6 protein-coding genes and 2 tRNA genes are annotated in these 6,173 nt (G+C 64.9%); 1 reads left to right on the forward strand and 7 read right to left on the reverse strand.

Going from position 1 to position 6,173, the window contains the following annotated elements; genetic code table 11:
* Positions 1 to 25: 25 nt before the first annotated feature.
* The 5 genes from BN1132_RS17000 to pnuC all read right to left on the reverse strand — a co-directional run bounded on the left by BN1132_RS17000 (position 26) and on the right by pnuC (position 3,620).
* Positions 26 to 946, reverse strand: coding sequence for an alpha/beta hydrolase (locus BN1132_RS17000; protein WP_042078987.1), 921 nt, complete (start codon positions 944 to 946; stop codon positions 26 to 28).
* Between the two features lie 87 nt (positions 947 to 1,033).
* A complete protein-coding gene (gene yqfB / locus BN1132_RS17005) occupies positions 1,034 to 1,360 on the reverse strand; it encodes a N(4)-acetylcytidine aminohydrolase (RefSeq protein WP_042078989.1) in 327 nt (108 codons plus the stop codon).
* A gap of 24 nt (positions 1,361 to 1,384) precedes the next feature.
* Entirely contained in the window at positions 1,385 to 2,056 is a 672-nt protein-coding gene (locus BN1132_RS17010; RefSeq protein WP_042078990.1) for a Crp/Fnr family transcriptional regulator, read from the reverse strand.
* 119 nt (positions 2,057 to 2,175) lie between these two features.
* Positions 2,176 to 2,901, reverse strand: a complete 726-nt coding sequence (locus BN1132_RS17015; protein ID WP_042078991.1) for a nucleoside phosphorylase — start codon at positions 2,899 to 2,901, stop codon at positions 2,176 to 2,178.
* A complete protein-coding gene (gene pnuC, locus BN1132_RS17020) occupies positions 2,898 to 3,620 on the reverse strand; it encodes a nicotinamide riboside transporter PnuC (RefSeq protein WP_042078992.1) in 723 nt (240 codons plus the stop codon). Before pnuC ends, BN1132_RS17015 begins: the two co-directional genes overlap by 4 nt.
* A gap of 267 nt (positions 3,621 to 3,887) precedes the next feature.
* On the opposite strand from pnuC, the gene BN1132_RS17025 reads away from it, so the two are divergent.
* Positions 3,888 to 5,720, forward strand: coding sequence for an SLC13 family permease (locus BN1132_RS17025; RefSeq protein WP_042078993.1), 1,833 nt, complete (start codon positions 3,888 to 3,890; stop codon positions 5,718 to 5,720).
* A gap of 233 nt (positions 5,721 to 5,953) precedes the next feature.
* Here the strand turns inward: BN1132_RS17025 and BN1132_RS17030 are convergent.
* Positions 5,954 to 6,037: transfer RNA gene (locus tag BN1132_RS17030), tRNA-Leu, on the reverse strand.
* 8 nt (positions 6,038 to 6,045) lie between these two features.
* A tRNA-Met gene (locus BN1132_RS17035) sits at positions 6,046 to 6,122 on the reverse strand.
* Positions 6,123 to 6,173: the final 51 nt, after the last annotated feature.

The following is a 6,173-nucleotide window of genomic DNA, read 5'->3' on the forward strand; positions in this document are numbered from 1 at the left end:
ACCACGCTGACCGGCCCGGGCCAACTCAGAGCCTCCTGAGCAGGGCGGCCATCTGCTCGACGAGCTGGCGGGCGGCCGGACTGACGGCGGCCAGTTGAAAGTAGCCGTGGATGACCCCGAGCTGCCGCTGGCAGGTGGCGACGACGCCGGCTTGCAGCAGTTTGCGATAGAGGGCTTCTCCTTCGTCGCGCAGCGGATCAAATTCCGCGGTCACGATATGGGTCGGCGGCAATCCTGGCAGGGCCGGGTGGTGCAGCGGGCTCGCCTCCGGATGATGGGCGGGCAGGGTGCCCAGATAGGCCTGAAAACCGCTGAGCAGCATGTCGCGGGTGATGAGGTTGTCGTCGCCGAGCAGGCGATAGCTGTCGCTTCCCCCCAACGCATCGAGCATGGGGTAGAGGAGGATCTGGGCGGCGGGAAGGGGCGCTCCCGTCTCCTTGAGCCGCAACATGGTGATCAGGGCGAGGTGACCGCCTGCGCTGTCGCCTGCGAGCGCGATGCGCTTGGGATCGCCGCGCCACTGCGGCAGCTCGGCCATGATGGCGAGGGTCGCGGCCAGCGCATCGTCATGGGCCGCCGGATAGGTGTGTTCGGGAGCGAGGCGGGTATGCACGGCAAAGACCAGGGCGCCGGCACGGTTGCACAGCATCCGCATCTGGCGGTCGTGGGTCTCGAAATCCCCGCTGACGAAGCAGCCGCCATGAAAGTAGATGAGTACCGGAGAGGGGGAGTCTGCGGGATCGACGGGCTGATAGAGGCGGATGGCGTAATGTTCTTCTTGCCACTCCTCGATGCTGCCGACCTCCTCCCGCTCGCCGCCCAATGCGGCAGAGGCAAGGTAGCCTTCACGGCGCGCCTGCCAGCTCAGCTCGCTCGCCCTGGGTCTGCCTGCGGCGATGAAGTCCGCCACCATGGCCGCGATGGCCGGTTCGAGTTGTTCTTCCATAACGCACCAATAACTGTATATAAAAACAGGTATTGTGCGCTTTTGGCCCGGGAGCGCAACCGGAGTTAAATGAGACAGCTCACAAAATCAGGCTTCAACCAGCTGGAATTCAATCACATAGAGCTGTGGCAGATCGGGGTAGATGGCGCGGATGACCTCCTTGAGCTCGGGGAGCGTCATGTTCTCCTGGCGGGCGTGCTCGTCATCGAGTTCATCGAAGGCGACTGCCTTGACGGAGATCACTTCGATGGTGCCAAAGGGCTGATGCTCCGGGTTGGTGAACAGGGCCAGCCGCTGGCCGGGCTGCCAGTCGGCCTCGCTCTCGTCGCGGATGGTGATGGTCTTGCGCCCGGCCTGGATGTCGGCGACGAAGCGGCTGAAGAAGGTGAACTCGGGGTGGGTTGCAACAGACATGGGGGCTCCGATGGTGAGTGAAGGTCAAAGATCGAGATAGGTGCGCAGCCTGGCCAGATCGGCGATGGCGGGTCCCTCGGCCCCTTCGCAGACAATCCCCTGTTCGATCAGCTCCTTGAGGGCGCGCCGATAGACCCGCTCCGTGGTGCCAAAGCGAGCCGCCTCGTGGGCCCGCTTGCGCGAGCCCAGCATGGGGGTGCGCTGGCGCTCGCGCCACAGCTCGAAGGCGATGTTGTAGGCGATGGGGTGCAGCAGCCGGCTGGTGGTGATGTCCAGGGTATCCAGGTAGTCGCTGGCGAGCGCCGCGGCGAAGAAGAGGGTCAGCTCGGGCTCGGCCAGCAGCCGTTTGGCCAGCTTGTCGGCGCAGATGACGGCGGCGTCCAGCTCGGTCTCGGCCACCACGCTCCACTGCACCGGGGTGGCGCTGAAGAACTCCATCTCACCGAAGATCTGCTGGTGGCACTCGATCTCGCCGAGCTGAAACTGCCGCCCCGAGTGCACCGCACTGTTGAGGGAGATGCGGCCCTGGGCCACCAGATAGAGCTGCTCGCACCGCTCCCCCTGCCGCATGATGGGTTCGCCCGGCAGGTAGCGGCGCGAATAGAGGGTGCAGGCCGCCAGCGCCGCGGCAAAGCGCGGTTCGAGTGCGGCAAGCTCGGCGTGAAAGCGACCGAGGGGGTAGGGTTGTTGCTGCATGGGGAAGGCCCGGCTTGACGAGGGCCATGAGGCTAACAAGGGCGGGGGCGGGATGCCAGCATCGGCGCCTCCGAATGTGCCGGGCTTAACGTTTTGCCGGGGCCGCAACGGGCCCCAGCTTATTGCGTCAGGGCGTGGAGGGCGGCGGCGATGGCCAGCCGCTCGCCGGTCATCATGGCGGCTTCGCTGGCGGCGTAGTCGCTCACTCCCGCTTGCACGTCCTGCTCGAAGGCCACCACGTTGCAGAGCACGGCGGCTACCCGCACCTTGCGCAGGCGCCCCACGGCGAGCAGGGAGGCGGTCTCCATGTCTGCCCCGAGTACCCCGCGCTGGTGCCAGTAGCGACAGACGTCCTGCTCGTCATCCCGGTAGAAGCTGTCGTGGGAGCGCACCAGCCCGTGCCAGTGAGGCTGGTCGCTGGCGCCGAGATGGGCGAGCAGGGCGGCCTGCAGGCGGATGTCGGCGCAGGCGGGGTACTCGGGGGGCAGGTAGGCTTGCGAGGCGCCTTCGCTGCGCACCGCCCCCTCCACCACGATAAGATCCCCGAGCCCGATATGGCCTTGCAGGGCGCCGGCGGAGCCGACTCGGATGAGCGAGCGGGCGCCCGCCTGCACCAGCTCCTCCAGCGCGATGACGGCGGAGGCGCCGCCGATGCCGGTGCTGCACACAGTGACGGGCAGCCCTCGGTAGCGGCCGCTGATCAGGCGAAACTCCCGGTGCTGGCCGAGACTCTCGCACTCCTCTAGCTGGCTGGCGATGCGCTCGACCCGGGCCGGGTCGCCACACAGTACCACCCGCGCGGCTATCTGATCCGGGTGGCATTGCAGATGGGGCAGCAGGCTCATGCGATCGCTTCCTGTTGCGGACGCTTGGCGCTGACCATCCACAGGCGAGTACCGTTGGTGGCGATGAACAGCAGGATCAGGTACTCAAGGGACATGGCATAGACCCCCTGGGCGGCATAGACACCGATGCTGATGATGTTGATGACCACCCATAGGATCCAGTTCTCCACGTACTTGCGGGTCATCAGGATCTGGGCCACCACGGAGAGCACCGTCATGCTGGCATCCCAGAAGGGGAAGGCATCGGGGGAGGGCTCAGGGGTGGCGAGATTGGCGCCAAACAGGTTGAGCAGGGCGACCGAGGTGCGCGCCAGGGCGGCGAATACCGGGTCGATATAGAGGGTCAGCAGGGCGATGGCCAGCACGCTCGCGGCGGCGGTGGCGATGAGTTTGGACTTGCTGAGCCAGCGGATCTGCAGGGTGTCACCCTGGGCGTTGGCCGGGCGGGTCCAGGCGTACCAGCCATAGAGGTTGGCGCAGAAGAAGAACAGCTGCAGCAGCAACAGGCCGTAGAGCTGGATCTGGAAGAAGATGATGGCGAACAGGCTGACGTTGATGAGCCCGAACAGGTAGTTGATGGTCTTCTCCTGGCTGGCGCACCAGATGCAGGCCAGCCCGAACAGAGTGCCGATGGCCTCGATCCACGACATGGCGTAACCACCGCCCAGGGGGATGGTCACCAGGGTGTGATGGATGCTGAACCACTCGAATATGCTCATTTTCGTTTCCTTTGAAAATTGGGGGCGTGAACCGGGCCTATTCTAGGGGCGGCGCGGAGGCGCTGGCAGGACTTTTGTCCGTGCAGGGCCGAGCCACCTCAAAGAATGGACAAACGGCGGGGGCAACTTTAGGCCCCCGATGGCACCCTGATATGCGATGATGCCCTGCCCCACTTTTTTTGATATGTCACAACATGGGGATGAGCAGGCTGTGGTCTGATGGGATCCCCCTTGGTGCGGTCGGGGAGTGGAACGAAAGGAGCGAGTGTGAATTCCGAGTTGATCTGGGTACTCTGCATGCTGGTGGGGGCCATCCTCCTGTTTATTACCAACAAGGTGCGCATGGACGTGGTCGCCTTGTTGATCATCATACTGTTCGTGCTGAGCGGCACCCTGACCCTGCCACAGGCGCTGGCGGGCTTCAGCGACCCCAACGTCATCCTGATCGCCGCCCTGTTCGTGGTGGGGGAGGGGCTGGTGCGCACCGGCATCGCCTATCAGGTGGGGGATGCCCTGGTGAAGGTGGCCGGCAGCAGCGAGACCCGCATGCTGGTGCTGCTGATGGTGGCGGTGGCGACCCTGGGGGCCGTGATGAGCTCAACCGGGGTGGTGGCCATCTTCATCCCCGTGGTGCTGAGCGTGGCGAACCGCATGGGGATCCCGCCCGGCAGGCTGATGATGCCGCTCGGCTTTGCCGGCCTTATCAGCGGCATGATGACGCTGGTGGCGACGCCCCCCAACATGGTGGTGAACAGCGAGCTGATGCGCCACGACATTCAGGGGTTCGGCTTCTTCGGCTTCACCCCCATGGGGGTCATCATCCTGGGGATGGGGATCCTCTACATGCTGCTGATGCGCACCTCCCTGGTGCGCGAGGAGGAGGAGGGCAAGGGCAAGCAGAGCGGGCGCAGCACCATGCGCGATCTCATCCGCGACTATAGGCTGGCCGGGCGGGCGCGCCGACTGGCACTTCGGCCCGATTCCCCCCTGATCGGTCAGACCCTGGACGAGCTGCAGCTGCGGGCCCGCTACGGGGCCAACGTCATCGGGGTGGAGCGCTGGCGCAAGTTCAGGCGGGTGATGGTGACCGTCTCCGGGGTGACCGAGTTCCAGGCCAAGGACGTGCTGCTCATCGACATGTCGGATCCCGAGGTGGACGTGCGGGAGTTCTGCAGCGAGGCGCGGCTCGAGCCCATGATATTGCGCGGGGAATACTTCTCCGATCAGGCGCGGGAGGTAGGCATGGCCGAGGTCTCCCTCATCCCCGGCTCCCGACTGCTCGGCAAGAGCATTCGCGAGGTGGCGTTCCGTTCCCGCTATGGCCTGAGCGTGGTGGGGATCCGCCGCGCCGGCGAGGCGCTGACCGGCAAGCTGGTGGACGATGCCCTGCAGATGGGGGACACCCTGCTGGTGGTGGGGAACTGGAGCCTCATTCGCCAGTTGCAGACCCATCATCGCGATTTCCTGCTGCTCGGCCTGCCCGCCGAGGTGGACGAGATGGCGCCGGCCCGCAGCCAGGCCATCCACGCCCTGGTGGCGCTCGGGGTCATGATAGTGCTGATGGTGACGGATCCCGTGCCCAACGTGATCGCGGCGCTCATCGCCTGCCTGCTGATGGGCAAGTTCCGTTGCATCGATCTGGAGAGCGCCTACAAGTCCATTCACTGGCCGACCCTGATCCTCATCGTGGGCATGCTGCCCTTTGCCCTGGCGCTGCAGCAGACCGGCGGGGTGGATCTGATCGTCGGGGGACTGATCTCGGTGGTGGGAGAGATGGGACCTCGCGTGATGCTGGCCAGCCTGTTCGCCCTGTGCGCCGTCATCGGGCTCTTCATCTCCAACACGGCGACGGCGGTGCTGATGGCGCCCATTGCGCTCGGCACGGCCCAGCAGATGGGGGTCTCCCCCTATCCCTTTGCCATGACCATCGCCATCGCGGCCTCGGCGGCCTTCATGACGCCGGTCTCCTCGCCGGTCAACACCCTGGTGCTCGGCCCAGGCAACTACAGGTTCGTGGATTTCGTGCGTATCGGCGTGCCCTTCACCCTGCTGGTGATGGTGGTGAGCGTCATCGCCATCCCCTGGTTCTTCCCGTTCTGACGGCATTGATGAGAAAGGCGGCCTGCGGGCCGCCTTTTTGTTGCCTGCGGGGCCCCGACATGAAAGGCCGACATCAAGAGGGTGCAGAGGGTGAGTACCCTGTGCCGGGGAGAGCACGAGGTGCAGCCGCTAATGGCTGGGAGGCGGTTGCAGGCGCGGGACTGCGGGAGACGGGCGGCAAACGCCGGATACAAAAAAACCAGCCTGGGCTGGTCTGTTTGGTACGGCTTTGATGGTGCGGAAGGAGAGACTCGAACTCTCACGCCTAGGGCGCCAGAACCTAAATCTGGTGCGTCTACCAATTTCGCCACTTCCGCAAGAGTAATGGTGGCTATGACGGGATTCGAACCTGTGACCCCCGCATTATGAGTGCGATGCTCTAACCAACTGAGCTACATAGCCGTCTTGTGCCCGACTCGCGTCGAAGACAAGTAAAAATGGCTGGGGTACTAG

The sequence above is a fragment of the Aeromonas sanarellii genome, from assembly GCF_000820085.1.
Classification (GTDB): domain Bacteria; phylum Pseudomonadota; class Gammaproteobacteria; order Enterobacterales; family Aeromonadaceae; genus Aeromonas; species Aeromonas sanarellii.

Excerpts from the sequence above, each read along its gene's own strand:
- BN1132_RS17000 (WP_042078987.1), bottom strand. The coding sequence starts at position 946 with ATGGAAGAACAACTCGAACCGGCCATCGCGGCCATGGTGGCGGACTTC.
- yqfB (WP_042078989.1), bottom strand. The coding sequence starts at position 1,360 with ATGTCTGTTGCAACCCACCCCGAGTTCACCTTCTTCAGCCGCTTCGTC.
- BN1132_RS17010 (WP_042078990.1), bottom strand. The coding sequence starts at position 2,056 with ATGCAGCAACAACCCTACCCCCTCGGTCGCTTTCACGCCGAGCTTGCC.
- BN1132_RS17015 (WP_042078991.1), bottom strand. The coding sequence starts at position 2,901 with ATGAGCCTGCTGCCCCATCTGCAATGCCACCCGGATCAGATAGCCGCG.
- pnuC (WP_042078992.1), bottom strand. The coding sequence starts at position 3,620 with ATGAGCATATTCGAGTGGTTCAGCATCCATCACACCCTGGTGACCATC.